Source organism: Bradyrhizobium sp. NAS80.1 (assembly GCF_001908205.1).
Taxonomy (GTDB): domain Bacteria; phylum Pseudomonadota; class Alphaproteobacteria; order Rhizobiales; family Xanthobacteraceae; genus Bradyrhizobium.
Window position 1 is genome coordinate 25,245 of record NZ_LGHL01000059.1, and the last position, 24,189, is coordinate 49,433.

Consider the following 24,189-nt stretch of genomic DNA (forward strand, 5'->3'; position numbering starts at 1 on the left):
GATCACCTTGGGGGTCACACCGTTGTTACGCAGGATTTAGGTGCTATGCATTGATCCGCAATGGTCCCGGTCCGGCGGCGATGATAAGCCGCAATTCACCCTCGCTTCTGATTTCCATTACCAATCTGTCATGGTCGACAAGCAACGCATCATTCCGCTGATCGTCGCCACCGCGCTTTTCATGGAAAACATGGACTCGACGGTGATCGCCACCTCGCTCCCGGCGATCGCGGCCGACATCGGCACGAGCCCGCTGACGCTGAAGCTCGCGATCACCTCCTACCTGCTCTCGCTCGCGGTGTTTATCCCGGCGAGCGGCTGGACCGCGGACCGCTTCGGCGCCCGCATGGTGTTCGCGATCGCGGTCGGCGTGTTCATGGTCGGCTCGGTCGGCTGCGCGCTTTCGACCTCGGTGACCCACTTCGTGTTCGCGCGCATCCTCCAGGGCATGGGCGGGGCGATGATGACGCCGGTCGGGCGTCTCGTGCTCTTGCGCTCGGTCGACAAGAGCGCGCTGGTCAATGCGATGGCCTGGGTGACGATCCCTGCCCTCATTGGCCCCGTGATCGGGCCGCCACTCGGCGGCTTCATCACGACCTATGCGTCGTGGCACTGGATCTTCCTGATCAACATCCCGATCGGGCTGCTCGGCATCTTCATGGCGCTGCGCTTCATCGATCCCATCAAGAGCGAGACGCAGGAGCCGTTCGACCTCTATGGCATGGTGCTCGCCGGCATCGGGCTCTCCGGCATCGCGTTCGGGCTTTCAGTCGCCGGGCTCAACCTCCTGCCATGGAGCACGGTCGCGGCGCTCGTCGTCGGCGGGGCGATCTCGATGACGCTCTATGTCATTCACGCCCGGCGGACGGGATCGCCGGTGCTCGACTTTTCGCTGCTGAACCTGCCGACGCTGCGCGCGGCCATTTTCGGCGGTTTCATGTTCCGGCTCGGCATCGGCGCGCTGCCTTTCCTGCTCCCGCTCCTGATGCAGATCGGCTTCGGGCTGACGCCGTTCCATTCGGGCCTCGTGACCTTCGCCTCCTCGCTCGGCGCCATGGGCATGAAGACGCTGGCGGCGCGCATCATCCGCGCCTTCGGCTTCCGCAACCTGATGACGGTGAACGCGATCATCAGCGCCTTCTTCCTCGGCGTCTGTGCGCTGTTTACGGTGTCGACGCCGCTGCTCATCATCATGGTCATCCTGGTGGTCGGCGGCTTCTTCCGTTCGCTCGAGTTCACCGCGATCAACACGGTGGCATACGCCGACGTCGAGACCGCACAGATGAGCCGCGCCACCACGCTCGTCAGCGTCAACCAGCAGCTGGCGGTCTCGGCCGGCGTCGCCGTCGGCGCCGCCTCGGTCGAGACGACCATGTGGCTCAGCCATGTCAGCGAACTCAACGCCACCGTGTTTGCTCCCGCCTTCGTCGTGGTCGCGCTGACCTCGGCGGCATCGAGCTGGTTCTTCTGGCAGATGCCGGCCGATGCCGGCCACGAAATATCCGGCCGGAAGGCAACTGAAATCGCGAGCCGCAAGGGTGCTGCGAAGAGCGCGGCGACCGCCGCCGTCAAGACGGCGACGGAGGATACACAGGACGTTCGGGATCAGCGGCTGGGGTGAACCTTCCGTCATTCCAGGGCGATGCGCAGCATCGAGCTATGACGCGCAATTGCGCATCCGAGAATCCATTGTGCCGCAGGAACGCTGGGAGAAATGGATTCCGGGCTCGCCTCTTCGAGGCGCCCCGGAATGACGGAAATCGTGGCTACGCTTTCGCCCCGCCCCGAAACCCCGTCGCCAGGACGTAGCGCTCGGAGGAATCCTGCCGGCTCGCGGCGGGCTTGACGTGACGCACCGTTGCAAAATCGCGCTTGAGCTGGGCGAGCAGCTCGGCGTCGGCGCCGCTCTGGAACGTTTTTGCAAGGAACGTGCCGCCGGGCTTGAGCACATCGCACGCAAACGCGGCCGCGGTTTCGACCAAGCCGACGATGCGGAGCTGGTCGGTCTTGCGATGGCCGGTGGTGTTGGCGGCCATGTCGGACATCACGATGTCGGCGCCGCCGCCCAGCATCGCTGTGAGCTTGTCCGGTGCGTCGTTGTCCATGAAATCGAGCTGCGCGAAATCGACGCCGGGAATCTCAGGCATTTCCAACAGGTCGATCGCGACGACCTTGCCCTTGCCTTCCGCGGAGCCGACGCGCTTGGCGGCGATCTGGCTCCAGCCGCCGGGTGCCGCGCCGAGGTCGACCACGGCCATGCCTGGTTTCAGCAGCCGGAACTTGTCGTCGATCTCCAGAAGCTTGAACGCCGCGCGCGAGCGATAGCCCGCAGCCTTGGCTTTCGCGACATAGGGATCGTTGAGCTGGCGCTCCAGCCAGAGCTTTGACGACAATTTGCGCTTGCCGCCGGTCTTGACCTGGACGTGCAAGCGGCCGGTGGTGTCCTTGCCCATCTCACCAGCTCCTGAGCGCGCCGTCTTCGCGCATCATCTCGACCAGCATGCCTTCGCGCAGGCCCCGGTCGGCGACGCGCAGGCGCGGCAGCGGAAAGGCACGGCGGATCGCATCGAGGATGGCGCAGCCGGCCAGCACGAGATCGGCACGCTCGACGCTGATGCAATTGTTGCCGGCGCGCTCCGCGTAGCTCATGCCGAGCAGCCTGTTGATGGTCGCGGTGATGTCGGCATCGTTCATCCAGATGCTGTCGATGCGGCGGCGATCGTAGCGCAAGAGATTGAGATGGATGCCGGCGAGCGTCGTCACCGTGCCGGAGGTGCCAAGCAGATGCATGTCCGTGAGATCGCGGCCGTGCTGTTCGGCGAACGGCGCGACGTGGCTGGCGACCTCGCGCTCCATCGCCGCGTAGATGTCCGTCGTCACGTCGCGGCCGCCGAACTGCTCGGCGAGCGTGACCACGCCGTACGGGATCGACATCCAGGCTTTGATGCGCGGCTCCGGATCTTGCCCTGTCGGATCGCGTTCGATCCGCACCAGCTCGGTCGAGCCGCCGCCGATGTCGAACAGGATCGCACCGCGCCCCCTCGGGTCGACCAGCGGCGAACAGCCGAGCACAGCGAGCGCAGCCTCGGTCTCGCGGTCGATGACCTCGAGCTCGATGCCGGTCTCGGCCGCGACGCGGCTGCGGAAACCTTCCGCGTTCGAGGCCGCGCGGCAGGCTTCGGTCGCGATCAACCGCAACCGCTTGGCCTTGCGCAAATTGATCTTGTCGCGGCAGATGCTGAGCGCCGCGATGGCACGTTCGATCGCGCCCTCGCTGATGCACCCGGTTGCCGAGACGCCCTCGCCGAGCCGGATGATGCGCGAGAAGGAATCGACCACGCGAAAGCCATCGCTGGTCGGACAGGCGATCAGGAGCCTGCAATTGTTGGTGCCGAGGTCGAGCGCCGCATAGACGCCGGTTCCCGGCGCTTGCGCGCCGACGGCCGGTTCGGAGGCCAACGCCACCGCCGCCATCGACCCATTCAGCTCACCGTGCGGCGCATGGCCGTCGCGGAGCCGCGTGTGGTCATTCATACAAATTGTCTTTCCGCGGCCGGTCGGGCCGATCAGGAATTGCTTTTTCGCCTGAAACATTAGCAGCGCGGCGGGCCTGCGCAACAACGCATCACATGGGACCATGCCCATTCGTGCGTTGTCGTGAACGGGGTGGTGGGTTATCTGAACGGGGTCCGGTCCTCCGCTGCCGCGAAAATGCGCAAATGCCGGCTTTTCAGGTCATTTCCATGCAAGAACACACAAAATCGTCGTCGCTCGAAATCGCTATCGCACTGCAAAAATACGGCGTCGGGCAACCGGTCCGCCGCAAGGAGGACGACACGCTGGTGCGCGGCAAGGGCCGCTACACCGACGATTTCAACCTGCCCGGCCAGGCCTACGCCGTGATCGTCCGATCGACCCATGCCCATGGCGTCATCCGCGGCATCCGCACCGAGGCCGCCAAGGCGATGCCGGGCCTGCTGGGGGTGTGGACCGGGACGGACCTCGATGCCGCCGGCTATGGTCCGTTCACGTGCGGTCTGCCGCTGAAGAGCCGCGACGGCTCGCCCCTGCTCCAGACCAACCGCCAGCCGCTTGCGACCGACAAGGTCCGCTTTGTCGGCGATCCCGTCGCCTTCGTGGTGGCCGAGACCCTGGCGCAGGCGCGCGATGCGGCCGAAGCCGTCGAGCTCGACATCGACCCGCTGCCGTCGGTGACGGACCCCGAGGAAGCCGCCAAGCCCGGCGCGCCCCTTCTCTACGACCACATCCCGAACAACGTCGCGCTCGACTACCACTATGGCGACATGGAGAAGGTGAACGCGGCTTTTGCCAGCGCCGCCCACGTGACCAAGGTCGATATCGAGAACACCCGCGTCGCCGTGGTCTCGATGGAGCCGCGCGTGGGGCTTGCCTCCTACGACAAGACAACCGAGCGCTACACCATCCAGATGCCGACGCAGGGCGTCGCCGGCAACCGCGCCAACCTCGCCAAGAACCTGAAAGTGCCGAACGAGAAGGTGCGCATCCTCACCGCCAATGTCGGCGGCTCCTTCGGCATGAAGAACGTCAACTATCCCGAGTACATGTGCATCCTGTATGCGGCCAAGGCGCTGGGACGTCCGGTGAAATGGCTGGACGAGCGCTCGACCAGCTTCCTTTCCGACAGCCACGGCCGCGCGCAGAAGATCCATGCCGAGTTGGCGCTCGACGCAGAGGGACATTTCCTCGCGGCGAAGCTTTCCGGCTACGGCAATCTCGGCGCCTACATCACCGGCGTCGCGCCGGGGCCGCTCTCGCTCAACACCGGCAAGAACTTCTCCAGCGTCTATCGCACGCCGCTGATGGCGGTCGACATCAAGACGGTGTTGACCAACACCACGCTGATGGGCGCCTATCGCGGCGCCGGCCGGCCCGAGGCGAACTACTACATGGAGCGGCTGATCGACCGCGCCGCCGACGAGATGGGGATCAACCGGCTGACCTTGCGCAAGCGCAATTTCATCAAGCCGAACCAGATGCCCTTCCCGGCCTCCTCCGGCGTCACCTATGACAGCGGCGACTTCCAGGCGGTGTTCAACAAGGCGCTTGAAATCTCCGACCACGAGAATTTCGTCAAGCGCAAGAAGGAGAGCAAGAAGGCCGGCAAGCTGCGCGGCATCGCTGTCGGCTCCTATCTCGAAGTCACCGCACCGCCGAGCGTCGAGCTCGGCAAGATCGTGTTCGATCCCGACGGCAGCGTGCAGCTCATCACCGGCACGCACGACTACGGCCAGGGCCACGCCACGCCGTTCGCACAGGTCCTGTGCGCGCAGCTCGGCGTGCCCTTCGAGAACGTGAAACTGGTGCAGGGCGACAGCGACATCGTCCACACTGGCAGCGGCACGGGCGGTTCGCGCTCGATCACGGCGAGCGGCATGGCGATCGTGCAGGCGTCAAAACTCGTCATCGAGAAGGGCAAGCGCGCCGCCGCGCACATGCTGGAAGCGTCCGAGGCCGACATCGAATTCGCCGACGGCAGTTTTACGATTGCCGGTACCGACCGCAGCATCGACATCATGGAGCTGGCCAAGCGCCTGCACGACGGCAAGGTTCCGGACGGCGTGCCCGACAGCCTTGACGTCGACCACACCAGCGAGCCGGTGCCGTCGGCCTTTCCGAACGGCTGCCACGTCGCCGAGGTCGAGATCGATCCCGACACCGGCGTGGTGCAGATCGTGCGCTACAGCGCGGTGAACGATTTCGGCACGGTGATCAACCCGATGCTGGTCGCGGGCCAACTCCATGGCGGCGTCGTCCAGGGCATTGGACAAGCGCTGATGGAGCAGATCCGCTACGACGAGAGCGGCCAGCCGATCACGGGCTCACTGATGGACTACGCCCTGCCGCGCGCCGAGGACGTCCCGTTCATGACGGTCGGCGATCACCCGGTGCCGGCCACGACCAATCCGCTCGGCAGCAAGGGTTGCGGCGAAGCCGGCTGTGCCGGCAGCCTGTCAACGGTCGTGAACGCGGTGCTCGATGCACTGTCCGATTACGGCATCAAGCACATCGACATGCCCCTGACCCCGGAGCGGGTGTGGCGGGCGATCCAGGACGCAAAGGGGGCGGCGTAAGGCCTACGCTCTCGGAGAGTCGCGCGCCGCGTCCACACCCACCGCTGTCATCGCCCGCGAAGGCGGGCGATCCAGTATTCCAGAGACGGCGCGGCAAGAGCCGAGAAGCTGCGGCGTACTGGATGCCCCGCCTTCGCGGGGCATGACACCGTCTTTTGGGGCAAGTGCGTACTACCCGACTGCCTCCGACCCGCGCCTTACGCCGCCGCCTGCTCGCGCGGCTGATAGATCGCCGTGTGCTGGCAATGCGCCAGTGGCGTCGTGCCGTTGGCGACGACGAGCGCGTCGAGCTCGACGAAGCGGTGGCCCTTCTTCTCGTAGTTCGCGGTGACCCGCGCCCGCGCGGTGATCTCGTCGCCGGCGCGTGCGGCTGACAGCAGCTGCATGCGGCTGCCGACGTGGATCCACGGCCCCAGGATCGTATTGTCCACCAGCACGCGGTTCATGACGCGCTGGATCAGGCCGGGATGACCGAGCCCTTCGCGCGCGAAGATCGGATCGGCCTCCCTGATATCGGCGAGATAATCGGTCGCCTCCTGTCCGGCCCAGCGTCGGGGCGTCGTGCCCAGCCTTTTGCCGGTCTCGAATGTCGCGGGACTCACGGGCTTGCGCTCGGCGACCGCAGCGACCTCGACGTAGTCGCCTAGCGAAACCGCAGGCGCGACGGCCGGCAGCGAGGCCGTTCCCGTTGCGCAGAGCTCGGTGCGGCTGAACACCTCGATCGTGAGAAGCCCGTCGTGCTCGGTCGCCTCGACATCGGAGGTCTCGCCGTCATAGACCGGCTTGATGAAACGGGCCTCGATCAGCCCGCGCGACAGGAAATCGCGGCCCCAGCGCGCCACCGGCACATGCATCATGTAGGCGAAGACATCGACGCCCGGGACCAGCCCGCCGGAGAAACCGAAGCGGCGCGCCACCGTGTTGTCATGCATCTTGTTTTCGGATTGTTTTGCGGTGTTGTAGGCCTCGACGCGGTAGGTTTCGAGCCGGTTCGGCATGAGGTCATCTTCCCTTTGTTCTTGCTATTTCGCCCCCGATGGTAGGCCCTGAGGAACTGGGGTCAATCCCCTCGCCTTTGCGGCCCGAATGGGGTACCACGCGGCGAATGACTGACACCCCCACCCGCATCTATGTCGACGCCGACGCCTGTCCGGTGAAGGACGAGATCTACCGCGTCGCGATCCGGCACGGCGTGCCCGTGAGCGTGGTCGCCGGCAATTTCATCCGCGTGCCGCAGGATCCGCTGATCGAGCGCATCGCCGCAGGCGCGGACATGGACGCCGCCGACGACTGGATCGCGGAGCGCGCTCGGCCCGGCGACGTAGTCGTGACATCAGACATTCCGCTCGCCAGCCGCTGCGTGAAGACCGGTGCGGACGTGATCGCACCGAACGGAAAGCTGTTCACGGAAGAATCGATCGGGATGACGCTGGCGGTCCGCAATTTGATGACGGATTTGCGCTCGGCGGGCGAAGTCACGGGTGGACCAAGGTCCTTCGCGCCACGCGACCGCTCCGCCTTCCTCTCGGCGCTCGACCAGACGCTGCGCCGGATCCAGCGCCGCCGCACTGAACAGGCCGCAATGAGCCAGAATTCGAGCCAAGGCTGATTCATGGCGCCGCCGCTGATCCAACTGAAAGACATCAAGCTGACCTTTGGCGGTACGCCGCTCCTGAGCGGCGTCGAGCTCAATGTCGCACCGGGCGAACGCGTCTGCCTGATCGGCCGCAACGGCTCGGGCAAGTCGACGCTGCTGAAGATCGCAGCGGGCATCGTCGAGCCCGATGCCGGCACGCGCTTCGTGCAGCCGGGCGCTACCGTTCGCTATTTGCAGCAGGAGCCGGATTTCGGCGACCACAAGACCACACTCGCCTATGTCGAGGCAGGCCTTGCGCCCGGCGACGACCATCATCAGGCGCGCTATCTGCTGGAGCAGCTCGGGCTCACAGGCGACGAGAACCCGCAAAAACTCTCCGGCGGTGAAGCGCGCCGCGCGGCGCTGGCGTGTGTGCTGGCGCCCTCGCCTGACATCCTGCTGCTCGACGAGCCGACCAACCATCTGGATCTCTCCACCATCGAATGGCTGGAAAAGGAGCTCGACAGCCGCCGCAGCGCGCTGGTGCTGATCAGCCACGATCGCCGCTTCCTCACCAATCTCTCTCGTTCGACCGCGTGGCTCGACCGCGGCAAGATCAAGCAAATCGATCGCGGCTTTGCATCATTCGAGACCTGGCGCGACGAGGTGCTGGCCGAGGAAGAGCGCGACCAGCACAAGCTCGACCGCAAGATTGTCGACGAGGAACACTGGCTGCGCCACGGCGTCTCCGGCCGGCGCAAGCGCAACGTCAAGCGGCTCGCCAACCTGCATGCGCTGCGCGACCAGCGTCGCAACTATCGCGGCACGGCTGGCAGCGCCACGCTCGCCGCCGCCGAGGCCGAGCAATCCGGCAAGCTGGTGATCGAGGCGAAGAACGTCACCAAGGCCTATGGCGAGCGCAAGATCATCGAGAACTTCTCCACCCGCATCCAGCGCGGCGACCGGCTCGGCGTCATCGGGCCGAACGGCGCCGGCAAGACCACGCTGGTCAATCTGCTCACCGGCGGCGCGGAGCCGGACTCCGGCACGGTGCGGCTCGGCGCCAATCTGGAGATGGCGACACTCGACCAGCACCGCGAAAGCCTCGATCCCAAATCGACGCTTGCGGAGGCGCTGACCGGCGGCCGCGGCGATCATGTCATGGTCGGCGGCAAGCCGAAGCACGTCGTCGGCTACATGAAGGACTTCCTGTTCGCGCAGGAGCAGCGCGGCACGCCGCTCGAGGTGCTCTCCGGCGGCGAGCGCGGCCGCCTGATGCTGGCGCGCGCGCTGGCGAAGCCGTCGAACCTTCTGGTGCTGGACGAGCCGACCAACGATCTCGATCTCGAGACCCTCGACGTGCTCGAGGAGATGCTCGGCGATTACGAGGGCACGGTGATCCTGATCAGTCACGACCGCGATTTCCTCGACCGCGTCGTCACCTCGGTGATCGCGCCGGAAGGCAATGGCAAGTGGATCGAATATGCCGGCGGCTACAGCGACATGCTGGCGCAGCGCGGTGCGGACCTCAAGCGCGAGACGGCGAAGGCGCAGGCCCCCGCCGAGAAGAAGGAGGAGCGTCTAACCGCTCCCGCCGCCGCGCCAAAACGGCGACTGAGCTTCAACGAGAAGCATGCGCTGGAAACCTTGCCGAAGAAGATGGAAACGTTGCACGCGGACATCGCAAAACTGCAGCGCGTGCTCGACGATCCCAACCTCTACGCCAAGGATCGCAAGAAATTTGACGACACCTCGGCCGCCATCGCCAAGGCGCATGACGAACTGTCCGCAGCCGAGGAACGCTGGCTCGAACTGGAAATGCTCCGCGAAGAGATTGAACAGGCTTAAATCGTAGGATGGGTAGAGCGCAGCGAGACCCATCGCGCAAAGGGAATTGGTTCTGATGGGTTTCGCTTCGCTCTACCCATCCTACAGGGCCGAAAACAGAGAGATCACATGACCACTCCCCTCGCAGCAAAGATCGCGCGCGAATACGGCACGCCCTGTGCCGTCATCGACATGGACAAGGTCGAGCGCAACATCGCGCGAATCCAGAAGGCCTGCGATGACGCCGGTGTCGCCAACCGCCCGCACATCAAGACGCACAAGAACCCGACGATCGCGAAGATGCAGATCGCAGGCGGCGCCAAAGGCATCACCTGCCAGAAGCTCGGCGAGGCCGAGATCATGGCCAATGCCGGCATCGACGACATCCTGATCAGCTACAACCTGCTGGGCGAAGAGAAGATGGCCCGCCTCGGCGCGCTGCAGGCCAAGGCGAATATGACGGTCGCCGCCGACAACTCGACCGTCGTCGCTGGTCTGCCCAAGGCTGCTGCGGCGTCGGGCCGTCCGCTCTCGGTCGTGGTCGAGTGCGACACGGGCCGCAAGCGTGCCGGCGTCGAGACGCCGGCCGAAGCGATTGCGCTGGCGCGCGAGATCGCCGCATCCAAGGGACTGCAATTCGCCGGCTTCATGATGTATCCGACCGAGACCGGCTGGGCCGACGCGCAGAAGTTCTATGACGAGGCGCTGGCCGGCGTGCGCGCGCACGGGCTGGACGCGAGGATCGTCTCGACCGGCGGCACGCCGAACCTGAAGAATCTCGGCAAGCTCAACGGTGGTACCGAGCATCGCTTCGGCACTTACATCTACAACGACCGCATGCAGGTTGCGGCCGGCGTCGCCAGCTGGGACGACTGCGCGCTGCACATCTATTCGACGGTGGTCAGCCGTGCCGCGCCCGAGCGCGGGATCCTCGACGCCGGCTCGAAGACGCTGACGTCGGACACCGGCGGGCTCGACGGCCACGGCCTGATCCTGGAGCACCCCGAAGCCAAGATCGCCCGCTTCGCCGAGGAGCACGGCTTCCTCGATCTCTCCCGCAGCAACACGCGTCCCAATGTCGGCGACGTCGTCCGCATCGTGCCGAACCACGTCTGCGTCGTCGTCAACATGATGGACGAGGTGGTGATGGTGCGCGGCGAGGAGATCATCGGCACGCTCCCGGTCGCGGCGCGGGGGAAGCTGCGGTAGGCGGTTCGTAGGATGGGTAGAGCGAAGCGAAACCCATCGGCACTTGGCGGGTGCTGGAAATGATGGGTTTCGCTTCGCTCTACCCATCCTACAAGTTGAGCCACCTCAACACACCCCTGCCCGCCGCGGCGCCGGTCGCAAACGAGGCCTGGAGCAGGTAGCCGCCGGTCGGCGCCTCCCAGTCCAGCATCTCGCCCGCGGCGAACACGCCAGGCAGTTTGCGGATCATGAAGTCAGCGTCGGTCTCATCGAACGAAACGCCGCCGGCGCTCGATATTGCGCGCGCGATGGGAGCTGTGCCGGCGAGCTTGATCGGAACAGCGTTGATGAGCTCCGCCAACTGCGCCGGCGGCATCGCCGACAACGATTGCCCCGCACCGATCCTGGCTTCCTGCAACAAGCCGACGGCCACTGGCGCAAGCTGCGCGGCCTTGCGCAGGAAGTTCGAGAACGACTGCTTTCCGCGCGATGCCGACAGCCGCCTGACCAGCTCGGCGCGACCGACATCGGGGCGCAAGGCGAGGTGCAGGACCGCCTCGCCCTTCGCGGCAATCGCCTCGCGCAGTTCGGCCGAGAGCGCATAGATCGCCCCGCCCTCGATGCCCGCCTGCGTGACGATGGCCTCGCCGCGCAGGCTGTGCGGGCCAAAGGTCAGCGCGATCCCCTTGAGCGGCTGGCCTTCAAAGCGCGCGCGGAAGACATCCGACCAGGCGACGGTGAAGCCGCAATTCGCGGGCCGTAGCGGCGCGATCGAAACGCCCTTGTCAGCCAGAATGGTCGTCCAGCCGCCGTCGGAGCCCAGGCGAGGCCAGCTTGCGCCGCCGAGCGCCAGCACGGTGGCGTCGGCCGCGATGGCAGGCGCGCCGCCGCGTGTTTGAAACTGTAGCCGCCCCTCTTCATCCCAGCCGGTCCAGCGATGACGAAACGCGAACCGCACGCCGGCGGCATCGAGCCGCCGCAGCCAGGCACGCAGCAACGGCGAGGCCTTGAATGCCTTCGGAAACACCCGTCCGCTGGAGCCGATGAAGGTCGGCTCGCCCAGCGCCTCGCTCCACGCGCGCAAAGCGTCCGGCGAAAACGCGGCGATCGCCGCTTGCAGCTTTGGTGCCGCCCCGCGATAGCGCGCCATGAAGTGCGGCAGCGGCTCGCTGTGGGTGAGATTGAGTCCGCCCCGGCCGGCCATCAGGAATTTTCGGCCGGCGGACGGCATCGCGTCGTACACGGTGACACGGGCGCCGCCCCGTGCCAGCACCTCCGCCGCCATGAGCCCGGCGGGACCGGCGCCAATGACGGCGACATGGTTTTCCGTTGTGGTCATGGCGGGAGTTTAGGCCAGATTCTCACGCCAGAAAGAGGCCTGTCATTCCGGGGCGCGCCCGCTTGGGCGCGAGCCCGGAATCCATTGGGCGGCGGATTCTGTGGCACGATGGATTCCGGGCTCGATGCTGCGCATCGCCCCGGAATGACGGCGCGATTAGAGCTTGATGCCCGCCCTCGCCGCGGCCTGCGCCACATATTTCTGCGTCTGCTCGAACGCGCCCTGCAACGCCCTGGCCTTCGACATGTCGCTGATCTCGGCGAAATGCGCGGCGACCGCGTCCGGCGTCCACTCGGACTCCGGCAGGTTGATGCCCTCGCTCTCCAAAATCTTGATCACCGCGAAGGAGCCGGCACCTGCGCCCATGATGGTGCGGGTCGGCGCGTCCTCGCTCAGCATGTATTCGACCGCGGGCGTGATCGCGTTCGGCTTCATCAGCTGCAGCGCCTGCGGCGGCAGCAGCTCTTCCGTCATGCGGGTCGCCGCCGTCGGCGAGATGATGTTGACGCGGATGTTGTTCTTGCGGCCTTCCTCGGCGAGCACGTTCATCAGGCCGACCATGCCGGACTTCGCCGCGCCGTAATTGGCCTGGCCAAAATTGCCGTAGAGGCCGGAGGACGACGTCGTCAGCACGATGCGGCCGTAGTTGCGGTCACGCATGCCGGCCCAGGCCGCCTTGCAGCAATAGAAGGTGCCGACGAGGTGCACGTCGAGCACCTTCTGGAAATCGGCGGCTTCCATCTTGCCGAACGACTTGTCGCGCAGGATGCCGGCATTGGCGCACATCAGGTCGACGCTGCCCCATTCCTTGGTGGCGCGCTCGACCATGGCGGTGACCTGCTCGAAATTCGAGACATCGGCGCCATCGGCCATCGCGGTGCCGCCAGCCTTGCGAATCTCCTCGACCACGGCTTCTGCCGGCGACAGCGAGCCGCCGGTGCCGTCGCGCGCGCCGCCGAAATCGTTGACGACGACCTTGGCGCCGCGGCTCGCCAATCCCAGCGCATGCGCGCGCCCCAGACCATTGCCCGCGCCGGTGACGATGGCGACGCGTCCGTCGAACCTGATTGCCATGAGTGCTTCCTTTCTTCCTTCGCCCCTTGTGGGAGAAGGTGGCGTAGGCGGCCTACGGCCGCCGTTCTTAAGAGAACGCCGACGCGTAGCGTCGGCTACGGCGCCGGATGAGGGGTATCTCGCGGCAGCCGAGATCGTGGAGAGAGACCCCTCACCCGGCTTCGCGTTCCGCGAAGCCACCCTCTCCCACAGGGGGAGAGGGTAAGAGCGCTCCGCGAGAGATTTGGACAGCTTTTGAGCAGCGATGGATGGCCGGGTCAAGCCCGGCCATGACGCCCCGACTTAAGCGAAATAGATCAGGCCGAGCCACTCCGCGACCAGCGCTGGCTTGTCCTCGCCTTCGATCTCCACCGTCACATTGGTGCGGGACTGCAGCTCATTCGGCTTGCGCAGTTTGGCTTCCGCCAGCACGAAACGGCCGCGGACGCGCTTGCCCGAGCGCACCGGCGAGATGAAGCGCAGCTTGTCGAAACCATAATTGACACCCATCGTGGCGCCGGCAATCGCGGGCATCACCTCGTAGGACATGATCGACAGCAGCGACATCGTCAGGAATCCGTGCGCGATGGTGGTGCCGAAGGCGGTCTCCTTCGCACGCTCGGGGTCGACGTGGATGAACTGGTGATCCTCGATCACGTCGGCATAGGTGTCGATGCGGGGCTGATCGATCAGGTGCCACGACGATACGCCAATCTCCTTGCCGACCATGGCCTGATAGGCCTCTAGCGTAATCGGCGGCTTCTTCCAGACTTCGTTCATTGATAACTCCTAGTGCCGTCATTCCGGGGCGATGCGCAGCATCGAACTATGATGCGCAATTGCGCATCTGAGAATCCATCGCACCGCGGTGTGTGCTGCGCAATGGATTCCGGGCTCGCGCTCCGCGCGCCCCGGAATGACGAGCGTACTTTGATCAGGTCTCACCCCTGGGTTTCGACAGCTCCGGAAAATCCTCTTCCCGGAATTCGCGACCGCGCAGGGCATCGTTGCGGTCGTCGTCGCGCTCTAACCGTCTGAGCTGAACGCGGCGGATCTTGCCCGAGATCGTCTTCGGCAGCTCGGTGACGATTTCGAGGCGGCGGATGCGCTTGAACGGAGCAAGACGCGTGTGCAGGTGCTTGAAGATGGAGAGCGCCGTCTCCGGCGTCCGCTCCGCGCCCGACGTCAGCAGCACGAAGGCCTTGGGGATGGCGAGGCGGATCGGATCCGGGCTCGGCACCACGGCGGCTTCGGCGACCAGTTCATGCTCGAGCAGCACGCTCTCCAGCTCGAACGGGCTGATGCGATAGTCGGAGGATTTGAAGACGTCGTCGGAACGGCCGACGAAGGTGAGATAGCCGTCCTCGTCCGCGAAGACGACGTCACCGCTGCGATAGAGCTCGCCCTCCGCACCCGAAAGCTTGCCGTCATCGCCCTGATAGCCCTGCATGAGGCCGGCCGGACGGGCGGCGCCCAGCACCAGCGCCACCTCACCTTCTTTCGCCGGATGGCCGTCGGCATCGCTGACCTGCACGCGAAAGCCCGGCAGCGGCCGGCCCATCGAGCCAACCTTGATCTTTTGCCCCGGCGAATTGCCAGCGAGCGCAGTCGTTTCGGTCTGGCCGTAGCCGTCGCGGATGGTGAGGCCCCAGGCGGCCTGCACCTGGTCGATTATCTCCGGATTGAGCGGCTCGCCGGCGCCGCACACCTCGCGCAGTGCGACCTTGAACGACGCAAGATTCTCCTGGATGAACAGCCGCCACACCGTCGGCGGCGCACACAGCGTGGTGACGCCGCAGCGGCCGATGATGGCGAGCAGGCCCTTTGCGTCGAAGCGCGGCTGGTTGACCACAAACACAGTCGCGCCCGCATTCCACGGCGCGAAGAAACAGCTCCAGGCGTGCTTGGCCCAGCCGGGCGAAGAGATGTTGAGGTGGACGTCGCCGGGCATCAGCCCGATCCAGTACATGGTCGAGAGATGGCCGACCGGATAGCTGCGCTGGCTGTGCCGGACCAGCTTCGGCTTCGCCGTGGTGCCCGAGGTGAAATAGAGCAGCATCGGGTCGTCGGCCTTGGTCGGGCCATCAGGCGTAAAGCTCTCCGGCGCTTTCGTCGCCTCGTCATAGGCAAGCCAGCCATCGGAGACTGCGCCGACCACGATCCGCACGAGCTTTTCGGCGCCGAGCGTCGCAAATTTCGGGACCTGGTCCTCGGCGGCCACCACCGCCTTCGCCTTGCCGCGATCGAGCCGGTCGCGGAGTTCCTCGGCCGTCAGCAGCGTGGTCGCGGGAATCACGACGACGCCGAGCTTTATCGCAGCTAACATGGTCTCCCAGAGCGGAACCACGTTGCCGAGCAGCAGCAGGAGATGATCGCCGCGCTTCAGGCCCTGCGCGCGGAGGAAGTTTGCGACCTGGTTGGAACGCCGCGACAGCGCCGCGAAGGAAAGCTTTGTCTGCCCGTCCTGTGCGGCGTCGACGATCCAGAGTGCGGGCCTGTCCTTGCTCTTCGCGTTCGTCGCCAGCTCGTCGAACCAGTCGAGCGCCCAGTTGAAGGGAACCGGATCGGGCCAGCGGAAGCCTTTGACTGCTGCCTCGTAGTCCGTGCGGTGTTGCAGAAGGAACGCGCGCGCTTCCTGAAATGTCGTCATGGTCCGAGCCCGTCGAATTGAGCTTCGAGCGTAGCGCGGATGGAGGGCAAAGCGCAAACCGGGACCCGGCTACGCAATTGGCAGAAGCTGTCCCGGATTTCGCGCAGCCTGCCATCGGGCGGCGCTTCGCGCCGACCCGTCGGCTCCATCCGGGCTGCGAGCAAAGCCCCGCTATTTTCCAGCGAGGCTGCGAACGTGCTTGATGATTCCGGAAAAATCCACCCCGCCCTGGCCGGCTGCGTCGAAGGACTGATAGATCTCCTGCGCATGCTTGCCGAGCGGCGTTGCCGCGCCAGCGGCCTTCGCGGCATCCTGCGCCAGCGTCAGATCCTTCACCATCAGTGCCGAGGCGAAGCCCGGCTTGTAGTCGTTGTTGGCCGGCGAGGTCGGCACCGGGCCCGGAACCGGGCAATATGTGGTCAGCGACCAGCACTGGCCCGACGAGGTCGAGGCCACGTCGAACAGCGCCTGGTGCGAGAGACCGAGCTTCTCGCCGAGCGCAAACGCCTCGCTGACTGCAATCATGGAAATGCCGAGGATCATGTTGTTGCAGATCTTCGCCGCCTGGCCTGCGCCCGCGCCGCCGCAATGCACGATCTTCTTGCCCATCTTCTCAAGCACGGGCTTTGCCGCCGCAAACGCGTTCTCTTCGCCGCCGCACATGAAGGTGAGCGTCGCGCCCTTGGCACCGCCGGTGCCGCCGGAGACCGGCGCGTCGACCGAGAGCACGCCGTGCTTGGCGGCCAGCGCATGCGCCTGCCGCGCGCTCTCGACGTCAATGGTGGAAGAGTCGATGATCAGCGCGCCCTTGGTCATGGCGGGAACGATCTCGTTCCAGACGCCGAGCACGTGCTTGCCGGCCGGCAGCATGGTGACGACGACATCGGCGCCCTTCACTGAGCCCGATGCGCTGTCGGCAATGCTGGCGCCATCGGCCTTGGCCTGATTGCGGGAGGCTTCGACGAGATCGAACGCCACCACCTTATGGCCGGCCTTGACCAGGTTGGCGGCCATCGGGCCGCCCATGTTGCCGAGACCGATGAATGCGATCGTGGCCATCTTCATTTCCTCCGCTGTAGCGTTGTTAGTTGAACTTCAGCTCGTCAGCGCCGATCTCGGCGAGATACGGCGCCAGCATCTGCGGCGTGACATCCTCGATGCGTGGCGGCGACCAGGTCGGATTGCGGTCCTTGTCGATGACGGCGGCGCGCACGCCCTCGCGGAAATCGTCGCTGCGGAAGACTTCCAGCGCGGCACGATACTCGCGCACCAGGCACTCCTCCAGGCTCGACGCGGTGCGCGCGAGCCGCAAAAGCTTCAGTGTCACCACCATGCCGCGTGGCGACTTCTCATTGAGCGTCTTCAACGTGCCTAGCGCAAACTCGGAGCCGTCGCGCTTGAGCGCGGCGAAGATGTCTTCCATCCGGTCAAAGCCGAACAGTGCGTCGATTATCGGCTCTTTCGCGGCGACCGGCCCAGCGGTCTCACCGGTCGCAAAACCGTTGATGAGCTTGCTGACGTCGGCTGCGGTTACGCCCGGACGAACCTTGGTCAATGCCTCGCGCAGCTCCGGCCATTTGGCGGCCGGCACAACGGCGTCAGCGAATTTCGCGTGGATCGCGTCGGGGCCGTTCATGATCTGGCCGGTCAGCCCGAAATAGGTGCCGATCTCGCCGGGCGAGCGCGACAACAGCCAGGTGCCGCCGACATCGGGGAAGAAGCCGAGCCCGACCTCGGGCATTGCGAGCTTGGTGCGATCGGTGACGACGCGATGGCTGGCATGGCCTGATAGCCCGACGCCGCCGCCCATCACGAGGCCGTCCATGAATGCGACATAGGGCTTCGGATACTTCGCGATCCGCGCATTCATGATGTATTCCTGGCGCCAGAACCGCGCGCCGAGATCGCCGCCCTCGCGCGAGCTCTCCCAGAGGCCGCGGATGTCGCCGCCGGCACAGAGCCCCCGCTCGCCGGCGCCCTCCAGCACGATCACGGCGACGTCGGGATCGGTTTCGAACCGGTCCAGCGCCGCGTCGATACCGATGGACATCTCCAACGTCATGGCGTTGATCGCCTTGGGACGGTTGAGGCGGATCACGCCCGCCGCACCCTCGCGGCGAACGATGAGATCGCCCTCCTCCACTACATTCATCGCGCGCCCTCGATCAGTTTGCGGGCCACGATGAGCCGCATGATTTCATTGGTGCCTTCGAGGATCTGGTGCACGCGCAAATCGCGCACAATCTTCTCGATGCCGTATTCGCTGAGGTAGCCGTAGCCGCCGTGAAGCTGCAGCGCATGATTGGCAACCTCGAAGCCGACATCGGTGCCGAAGCGTTTTGCCATCGCGCACAGCATGGTGGCGTCAGGGTCTTTCCGGTCGAGCGCAGCAGCCGCCCGCCACAAGAAGGTGCGCGCGGCCTCGAGCTCGATCGCCATGTCGGCAAGGCGGAACTGCAGCGCCTGGAATTCGTCGAGGCGTTTGCCGAAGGCCTTGCGCTCCTTCATGTAGGCGCGCGCCTTGTCGAGCGCGGTCTGTGCGCCGCCGAGCGAGCAAGCCGTGATGTTGAGGCGGCCACCGTCGAGACCGGCCATCGCGATCTTGAAGCCGACGCCCTCCTCGCTCAGCCGGTTGGCAACCGGCACGCGGGCGTTCTCGAAGATCACAGCGCGGGTCGGCTGTGCATTCCAGCCCATCTTGCGCTCATTGGCGCCGAAGGACACGCCAGGCGTCTTGCCGTCGATCACGAGCGTCGAAATGCCGCCGGGGCCGTCGCCGCCGGTCCGCACCATTGCGACCAGGAGATCAGTTCCGCCGGCGCCCGAGATGAACTGCTTCTGGCCGTTGAGAATGTAATGATCACCATCGCGCACCGCGTGGGTGCGCAGTGCTGCCGCATCGGAGCCGGCGCCCGGCTCGGTCAGGCAGTAGCTCGCGATCAGCTCCATCGAGCAGAGTTTTGGCAGCCATTTGTGGCGCTGGGTGTCGCTGCCGAAGGCATCGATCATCCAGGACGCCATGTTGTGGATGGAGATGAAGGCCGAGGTGGTCGGGCAACCCGTCGCCAGCGCCTCGAAGATCAGCGCCGCGTCGAACCGCGTCATCGCGGAGCCACCGACATCGTCGCGGATGTAGATGCCGCCCATGCCGAGCGCGGCGGCCTCGCGCATCACATCGACGGGGAAATGCTTCTCCTCGTCCCAGCGCAGCGCGTGCGGCGCGATCTTCTCCGCCGCAAACGCCAACGCCATGTCGCGAACCGCGATCTGGTCCTCGTTCAGAGCGAACTGCATCGTTGCCGCTTACCCTTCTTGCCCCGCCGTCATTGCGAGCCACCGGGTCCGCGCGAAGCGCGGCCCGATGACAGGCTCCGCGAAGCAATCCAGACCGTCTCCGCGAAAGACTGGATTGCTTCGTCGCTACGCTCCTCGCAATGACGGGTTGGGCGACAGCCCTACTTCATCGTCGGGATCGAGAACTCCGCGCCTTCCTTGACGCCGGACGGCCAGCGCGAGGTCACCGTCTTGGTCTTGGTGTAGAAGCGGACCGAGTCCGGGCCGTGCTGGTTGAGATCGCCGAAGCCCGACTTCTTCCAGCCGCCGAAGGTGTAATAGGCGATCGGCACCGGGATCGGCACGTTGATGCCGACCATGCCGACATTGACCTTGGCCGCAAAATCGCGCGCGGCGTCGCCGTCGCGCGTGAAGATGGCAACGCCGTTGCCGTAGTCATGATCCGACGGCAGCGCCAGCGCTTCCTTGTAGTCGTGCGCGCGCACCACCGAGAGCACCGGGCCGAAGATCTCTTCCTTGTAGATCCGCATGTCCTTGGTGACGTTGTCGAACAGCGAACCGCCGAGATAGAAGCCCTTCTCGTAGCCCTGCATCTTGAAGCCGCGGCCGTCGACGGCGAGGGTTGCGCCTTCCTTGATGCCGATGTCGATGTAGCTCTTGACCTTCTCGACCGCCTCGCGCGTGACCAGCGGACCGTAATCGGCCGACGGATCGATCGAGGTGCCGATCTTCAGGCTCTCGACGCGCGGGATCAGCTTGTCCATCAGACGATCCGCGGTGGTCTTGCCGACGGGAACGGCGACCGAGACGGCCATGCAGCGCTCGCCGGCAGAACCGTAGCCCGCGCCGATCAGCGCATCGACCGCCTGGTCCATGTCGGCATCGGGCATGATGATGGCGTGGTTCTTGGCGCCGCCGAAGCACTGGCAGCGCTTGCCGGTCTGGGCGGCGCGCTCATAGATGTACTGCGCGATCGGCGTGGAGCCGACGAAGCCGACGGCCTTGATATCGGGATCGTCGAGGATGGCGTCGACCGCTTCCTTGTCGCCGTTGACCACGTTGAGGATGCCCGCCGGCAGGCCCGCCTCGATCATCAATTCGGCGAGCTTCATCGGCACGCCAGGGTCGCGCTCTGACGGCTTGAGGATGAAGGCGTTGCCGCAGGCGATCGCGGGGGCGAACTTCCACATCGGGATCATGGCCGGGAAGTTGAACGGCGTGATGCCGGCGACGACACCGAGCGGCTGGCGCATAGAGTAAATGTCGATGCCGGGGCCGGCACCCTCGGTGAACTCGCCCTTCATCAAATGCGGGATGCCGCAGGCGAATTCCGCGACCTCGAGGCCGCGCTGGATGTCGCCCTTGGCGTCGGGAACGGTCTTGCCGTGCTCTCGCGCAAGCAGCTCGGCGAGCTTGTCATAGTCGCGCTGAACCAACTCGACGAATTTCGTCATGACGCGGGCGCGACGCTGCGGGTTGGTCGCGGCCCATTCGGGCTGCGCGGCGCGGGCGTTCTCGACAGCCGCACGGACCTCGGCCTTGGAGGCCAGCGCCACCTTGGCCTGGACGTCACCAGTCATCGGCTCGAAGACGTCGGCGGTACGGCCCGACGTGCCCTTTACTTCCTTGCCACCGATGAAATGTCCGACTGCGCGCATGAAGTCCTCCCACGAAACAGGTTAGATCACTTTGACAAATCCTATTGACCTGCATTTTATAGGATTCAAGTCTGAGATATTGCACCATAGATGTGCGAAAATGCTGGATCAAGGTAGCATCGACTGGGACGACTTTCGCTTCGTGCTGGCCATCGTGCGGGGCGGCTCGGTATCGGCTGCGGCAAAACAGCTCGGTGTCGACCATGCGACCGTGATCCGCCGCGTTGACCGGCTGGAGAAGCATCTCTCTGCAAAGCTGTTTGACCGGCGCAAGACCGGCTACCTCCTCACCGAGGCCGGCCAGCGCGTCGCCGACAGCGCGGAGGCGATGGAATCGACCATCGTCGCCAACCAGGAGCAGGTCGGCGGCTCGGTGGCGCGACTTACCGGCACAGTACGGATCGGCGCGCCTGACGGCTTCGGTACCGCCTTCCTGGCGCCGCGGCTGGCCCCCTTCGCCGACCGCTATCCCGATCTCGATCTGCAACTTGTGGCCACCGCGCGGCTGTTCAGCCTCTCCAAGCGCGAGGCGGATATCGCGATCAGCCTGACCATGCCGAAGGAAGGCCGCATCGTCGGCCGCAAGCTGCTCGACTACCGCCTCGGGCTCTATGCCGCGCCGGCGTATCTGGATCGCTTCCCGAAGATTGCCTCGCGGCAGGACCTGCCGCAACATCGCTTCGTCGGTTACATCGAGGAGCTGCTGTTCACGCCGGAGCTCGACTATCTGCCGCAAGTGTCGCCGCGGATTTCCGCGCGCTTGCGTAGCGCCAATTTGATCGCGCAGCTCAACGCCACACTCGCGGGTTTCGGCATCGCGGTGCTGCCGCACTTCATGGCGAGCGACTACCCGCAGCTCGTTCCGGTGCTGCCGGAGGAAGTGTCGATCACGCGGACGTTCTGGATGCTAATGCACGCCGACAGCAAGGATCTCGCGCGGATCAGGGCCGTGGCGGATTACATCAGCGAGATCGTGGAGCGCGAGCGGGCGCTGTTTGCGGGAAGATGAATTCGCAGTTTCTCGTAGAGTGGGCAAAGCGAAGCGTGCCCACCACATCGATCGCAGTCGTGGCCAGATGGTGGGCACGGCGCTGACGCGCCTTTGCCCACCCTACGGCATCTGGCCCTACTGCTTCGGCTTCTTCGTTGCCGCAGGCTTGGCCGGCTCGCGCCGCGCGCCATCGAGCGCGCTGTCCCTGCCCGCCTTCAGCACCTCATCCGACAGTTCGCTGGAGCCGGCGATGCGCGCCAGCAGCATGGTGCCGGCCATCGTGGCCAGCGTCGCGATCGCCTGCTTGCGCGCGGCCTTGCGAGGCAGGTTCGGAATGAAATCGGTCATCATCTCGACCATCTCGTCGAGCTTGCCGGCAAAGGCCTTTCGCGTCTTCGGGCTCTCGCGGGCGATTTCGGCGCCGAGCGCTGGGATCGAGCAGCCATGACCGGGATTGTCCCGATGCAACGCCGAGAGATAGGTCTCGACGATCTGGGTGAGTTGCTTCTCGGGCGCGACCTGGTCCGACTGCTTGCGCCAGTGCTCCATCGAGCGGTCCATGGCATAGGCAAAGGCCTCGATCACCAGCGCCTCGCGGGAGTCGAAATGCGCGTAGAAGCCGCCATGGGTCAGGCCGGCCTCCTTCATGAGGTCGGCGACGCCGATGCCGTGGGCACCCTTTTCACGCAGCCGCACCGAGGCCTTCTTCACGATGCGGTCGTGGGTTTCCTGCTTGTGTTCCCGGGAATAGCGCATGCGCGTCTCATTGAATGTCGGAGATCATCCTATACCACAGAAACAGCCGGGACGGAGCATTAATTCATGTTAAGTTATTGCCGATCATGGAAAAGGTTGCAGTTGCATGCACCGCCAGCGCGCCCTTGCCGTCGCGCACGAAACCCTCGGTGTAGCTGGTCTGGCGCCCCAGCTTGATGATCTTACCTTCGGCCGAGATCAGCCCGGACCGGACCGAGAGCGGGCGCAAGAAGGTCATTTTCAGGTCGAGGGTCACGGACGATTGCCCCGCCTCCAACCGGGTCGAGATCGCGCAGCCCATGGCGGTGTCGATCAGCGCCGCGGCTGTCGCCCCGTGCAGCAGGCCGATGGTATTTTCGAGATCCTCGCGCGGCTCCAGCTCCATCACGATCCGGCCCGGCTCCACCACGGCCATGACGAAGCCGATCAGTTTTGCGAAGGGTGGCGGCGGCAGCCGGCCGTCGCGAATGCCGAGCATGGCGTCCATGCCGGACAAGCCCATGGCCACTTTCGCAACCGGCGCAGGCGCCAGCCAATCCACCACGCGCTCGCGCCGGTGCGCAGGTGAAAACAGGTCGAGTTGATCGGGTTGGGTCATGACGGCCTCTTTGTATGATGCATGTCATACTATGTCACGGACTTCGCACTGGCAACTCCGCCTCCCACCCGCTTGACAAGTCCGGCTTTTCGGCCCGGAAGTGGTCCCGACCGGCGCGCCACTGCGCATGTCCACGAAACCTTCGAGATGCCACGATGGAAATGCTCAACAACCACTGCGGCGTGACGCGCGATGCGCGCGGCGTCGTTCATGTCGCGATTTGCAACGCCGGCTCGCTGAATATCTTGGGCTCGCCCGTGACCGACGCGGTCCGCGAAGGCCTGCAACAGCTTGCCACCGACCGCAGCATCCGCGTCGTGGTGCTGCGCGGCCAGAGCGAGAAAAGCATGATCGGCGGCGCCGACATCAAGGAGATGGTGAAGCTCGACCAGAAGTCGGCCGAAGCCTTCATCAGCCGTCTGCGCGATCTCTGCGAGGCCGTGCGAGCCTTCCCGGCCCCCGTCATTGCGCGCATGCCCGGCTGGTGCCTCGGCGGCGGGCTCGAGGTGGCGGCGGCCTGCGACTTCCGGATCGCCGCGCATGATGCGCATTTCGGCATGCCGGAGGTTCGCGTCGGCATCCCCTCGGTGATCCACGCCGCCCTGCTGCCACGCCTGATCGGCTGGGCCCGCGCGCGCTGGCTGGTGATGACCGCCGAAAACATCGATGCGCCGACGGCACTGGCCTGGGGATTGGTCGACAAGGTCGCGGCAGCCAGCGGCCTGGATGCCGAGGTCGAGCACACCGTGAAGGCTCTGCTCGAATGCGGCCCCGAAGCGCTGCGGTCGCAGAAGGCGCTGCTGCGGCAATGGGAGGAACTGCCGCTCACGGAGTCGGTCAATCTCAGCGTCAAGGTATTCGGCGAGTCGTTCCTGACGGACGAACCGACGCGGCTGATGCAGGCGTTCGTGAACAGGAAGCGGTAGGGCGGCCGCCAAAGACGGTGTCATGCCCCGCGAAAGCGGGGCATCCAGTACGCCGCGGCCCCTCGATTCATCATAACCGTCTCGGAGTACTGGATCGCCCGCTTCTGTTTAGCCCGAACAGATCACTGACGGGTGTTCGGAGACATAGCTGACACATCAACATGGGCTGGATTGGTCGATTTGGGAGGCCGTCCATGCCCTGGAGTGAGGTGTCGGTAAT

19 protein-coding genes and 1 pseudogene are annotated in these 24,189 nt (G+C 65.4%); 7 read left to right on the forward strand and 13 right to left on the reverse strand.

The genetic code is table 11. The annotated features are described in order from the left end of the window. Positions 1 to 130: 130 nt before the first annotated feature. Positions 131 to 1,621 carry an MFS transporter gene (locus tag AC629_RS15250; RefSeq protein ID WP_084805528.1) on the forward strand — a complete coding sequence of 497 codons (1,491 nt, stop codon included), beginning with the start codon at positions 131 to 133 and terminating at the stop codon, positions 1,619 to 1,621. Between the two features lie 145 nt (positions 1,622 to 1,766). Here AC629_RS15250 and AC629_RS15255 read toward each other — a convergent pair whose 3' ends face one another. Further along, the gene (locus AC629_RS15255; RefSeq protein WP_084805529.1) at positions 1,767 to 2,453 is read right to left on the reverse strand and encodes an RlmE family RNA methyltransferase; all 687 of its coding nucleotides are present in this window, start codon (positions 2,451 to 2,453) and stop codon (positions 1,767 to 1,769) included. A 1-nt stretch (position 2,454) separates the two neighbouring features. Beyond that, positions 2,455 to 3,534: a Ppx/GppA phosphatase family protein gene (locus AC629_RS15260; RefSeq protein ID WP_084805548.1), complete on the reverse strand. Its 1,080-nt coding sequence runs from the start codon at positions 3,532 to 3,534 to the stop codon at positions 2,455 to 2,457. Between the two features lie 209 nt (positions 3,535 to 3,743). Between AC629_RS15260 and AC629_RS15265 the strand changes: the two genes are divergently transcribed. Further along, positions 3,744 to 6,113 carry a xanthine dehydrogenase family protein molybdopterin-binding subunit gene (locus AC629_RS15265; protein WP_084805549.1) on the forward strand — a complete coding sequence of 790 codons (2,370 nt, stop codon included), beginning with the start codon at positions 3,744 to 3,746 and terminating at the stop codon, positions 6,111 to 6,113. Between the two features lie 197 nt (positions 6,114 to 6,310). Here AC629_RS15265 and AC629_RS15270 read toward each other — a convergent pair whose 3' ends face one another. Further along, positions 6,311 to 7,111 carry a hypothetical protein gene (locus tag AC629_RS15270; protein WP_084805530.1) on the reverse strand — a complete coding sequence of 267 codons (801 nt, stop codon included), beginning with the start codon at positions 7,109 to 7,111 and terminating at the stop codon, positions 6,311 to 6,313. Between the two features lie 107 nt (positions 7,112 to 7,218). Between AC629_RS15270 and AC629_RS15275 the strand changes: the two genes are divergently transcribed. The 3 genes from AC629_RS15275 (at position 7,219) to AC629_RS15285 (ending at position 10,725) form a co-directional block, all read left to right on the forward strand. After that, positions 7,219 to 7,722: a YaiI/YqxD family protein gene (locus AC629_RS15275; RefSeq protein ID WP_084805531.1), complete on the forward strand. Its 504-nt coding sequence runs from the start codon at positions 7,219 to 7,221 to the stop codon at positions 7,720 to 7,722. A 3-nt stretch (positions 7,723 to 7,725) separates the two neighbouring features. Continuing rightward, complete coding sequence (locus tag AC629_RS15280) at positions 7,726 to 9,537, forward strand: ABC-F family ATP-binding cassette domain-containing protein (protein ID WP_084805532.1); 1,812 nt, start codon at positions 7,726 to 7,728, stop codon at positions 9,535 to 9,537. A 108-nt stretch (positions 9,538 to 9,645) separates the two neighbouring features. Next, the gene (locus tag AC629_RS15285) at positions 9,646 to 10,725 is read left to right on the forward strand and encodes a D-TA family PLP-dependent enzyme (protein ID WP_084805533.1); all 1,080 of its coding nucleotides are present in this window, start codon (positions 9,646 to 9,648) and stop codon (positions 10,723 to 10,725) included. Positions 10,726 to 10,813: 88 nt separating this feature from the next. Here AC629_RS15285 and AC629_RS15290 read toward each other — a convergent pair whose 3' ends face one another. The 8 genes and pseudogenes from AC629_RS15290 to AC629_RS15325 all read right to left on the reverse strand — a co-directional run bounded on the left by AC629_RS15290 (position 10,814) and on the right by AC629_RS15325 (position 20,698). Further along, on the reverse strand, positions 10,814 to 12,043 hold the full coding sequence (locus AC629_RS15290) for a BaiN/RdsA family NAD(P)/FAD-dependent oxidoreductase (protein ID WP_084805534.1): 1,230 nt from the start codon (positions 12,041 to 12,043) through the stop codon (positions 10,814 to 10,816). Positions 12,044 to 12,199: 156 nt separating this feature from the next. Beyond that, a complete protein-coding gene (locus AC629_RS15295; RefSeq protein WP_084805535.1) occupies positions 12,200 to 13,117 on the reverse strand; it encodes an SDR family NAD(P)-dependent oxidoreductase in 918 nt (305 codons plus the stop codon). A 282-nt stretch (positions 13,118 to 13,399) separates the two neighbouring features. Further along, entirely contained in the window at positions 13,400 to 13,876 is a 477-nt protein-coding gene (locus tag AC629_RS15300; RefSeq protein ID WP_084805536.1) for a MaoC family dehydratase, read from the reverse strand. A gap of 154 nt (positions 13,877 to 14,030) precedes the next feature. Continuing rightward, positions 14,031 to 15,746: an AMP-binding protein gene (locus AC629_RS15305; RefSeq protein ID WP_084805537.1), complete on the reverse strand. Its 1,716-nt coding sequence runs from the start codon at positions 15,744 to 15,746 to the stop codon at positions 14,031 to 14,033. A 171-nt stretch (positions 15,747 to 15,917) separates the two neighbouring features. Then, positions 15,918 to 16,817 (reverse strand): annotated as a pseudogene (mmsB, locus tag AC629_RS15310) (3-hydroxyisobutyrate dehydrogenase); the annotation flags it as partial. Between the two features lie 13 nt (positions 16,818 to 16,830). Continuing rightward, positions 16,831 to 17,898: an enoyl-CoA hydratase/isomerase family protein gene (locus AC629_RS15315; protein ID WP_084805538.1), complete on the reverse strand. Its 1,068-nt coding sequence runs from the start codon at positions 17,896 to 17,898 to the stop codon at positions 16,831 to 16,833. After that, positions 17,895 to 19,040: an isobutyryl-CoA dehydrogenase gene (locus AC629_RS15320; RefSeq protein WP_084805539.1), complete on the reverse strand. Its 1,146-nt coding sequence runs from the start codon at positions 19,038 to 19,040 to the stop codon at positions 17,895 to 17,897. The genes AC629_RS15315 and AC629_RS15320 overlap by 4 nt, the downstream gene beginning before the upstream one ends. 161 nt (positions 19,041 to 19,201) lie before the next feature. Beyond that, a complete protein-coding gene (locus AC629_RS15325) occupies positions 19,202 to 20,698 on the reverse strand; it encodes a CoA-acylating methylmalonate-semialdehyde dehydrogenase (protein ID WP_084805540.1) in 1,497 nt (498 codons plus the stop codon). Positions 20,699 to 20,798: 100 nt separating this feature from the next. On the opposite strand from AC629_RS15325, the gene AC629_RS15330 reads away from it, so the two are divergent. After that, complete coding sequence (locus AC629_RS15330) at positions 20,799 to 21,707, forward strand: LysR family transcriptional regulator (protein ID WP_084805541.1); 909 nt, start codon at positions 20,799 to 20,801, stop codon at positions 21,705 to 21,707. 117 nt (positions 21,708 to 21,824) lie between these two features. Here AC629_RS15330 and AC629_RS15335 read toward each other — a convergent pair whose 3' ends face one another. Both AC629_RS15335 and AC629_RS15340 read right to left on the reverse strand, forming a co-directional pair. After that, positions 21,825 to 22,445 carry a TetR/AcrR family transcriptional regulator gene (locus AC629_RS15335; RefSeq protein WP_084805542.1) on the reverse strand — a complete coding sequence of 207 codons (621 nt, stop codon included), beginning with the start codon at positions 22,443 to 22,445 and terminating at the stop codon, positions 21,825 to 21,827. A 64-nt stretch (positions 22,446 to 22,509) separates the two neighbouring features. Beyond that, a complete protein-coding gene (locus tag AC629_RS15340; RefSeq protein ID WP_084805543.1) occupies positions 22,510 to 23,043 on the reverse strand; it encodes a PaaI family thioesterase in 534 nt (177 codons plus the stop codon). 155 nt (positions 23,044 to 23,198) lie between these two features. Between AC629_RS15340 and AC629_RS15345 the strand changes: the two genes are divergently transcribed. Beyond that, positions 23,199 to 23,969 (forward strand): enoyl-CoA hydratase, encoded by a 771-nt coding sequence (locus tag AC629_RS15345; RefSeq protein ID WP_084805544.1) that lies wholly within the window; start codon positions 23,199 to 23,201, stop codon positions 23,967 to 23,969. Positions 23,970 to 24,189 lie beyond the last annotated feature (220 nt).